We start from the raw sequence: 679 nt of genomic DNA on the forward strand, positions 1-679 counted from the left end.
GATGACCGGGGAGGACGCCTGACCGTAGGCCCGCGCAAGCGCAGTGGACTGCACCCCAAAAGTTGGACACCCAACTGAGTAAGGTGCAATTTTATGGCTAAACCAAAGTATTCCCCTGAAACAAAACTGGCTGTGGTTAATCATTATTTGTCCGGTAAAGACGGAGAACAGAGTACAGCCGACCTTTTTGGTATTGAAAGAACATCTGTCCGTCGCTGGGTCAGGGCATGGCAGTTCCACGGTGCAGAAGGCCTGACTGCAAAAAATAATCATTATTCCGATGAATTTAAACTCGTGGTCGTCCGGGCGGTTATCAGTGACCGCCTGACGATGCGTGAAGCGGCTGCCCGGTTTAATCTCTCCGCAGAAATACTTGTCCGGCGCTGGCTCGACGTGTACAACGATGCCGGAGCGGAAGGTCTTTTAAACATGCAATGCGGACGGCCCGGACAAATGACAAAGCCAAAAAATATCCCACCACTGACAGATAAAGAGCTGGAAAAACTCTCCCCCGAAGAGCTCAGGGCCGAACTGCGTTATCTGCGGGCAGAGAATGCCTATCTAAAAAAGTTGAAAGCCTTGGTTCAGAGCGAAAAAAATGGCAAAAAGCCCTGATAATCAGTGAACTAAGGCATGAACACGCTCTGCGGGACCTTCTGCGGGCGGCCGGTATGTCCCG

The 679-nt window shown here is 51.4% G+C and carries 1 pseudogene; it reads left to right on the forward strand.

Annotated elements, in window-relative coordinates:
• Positions 1 to 93: 93 nt before the first annotated feature.
• Positions 94 to 679: pseudogene (locus HGP29_RS28365) on the forward strand (IS3-like element ISKpn1 family transposase); the annotation flags it as partial.

The sequence above is a fragment of the Flammeovirga agarivorans genome (assembly GCF_012641475.1).
In the GTDB taxonomy this organism is placed as follows: domain Bacteria; phylum Bacteroidota; class Bacteroidia; order Cytophagales; family Flammeovirgaceae; genus Flammeovirga; species Flammeovirga agarivorans.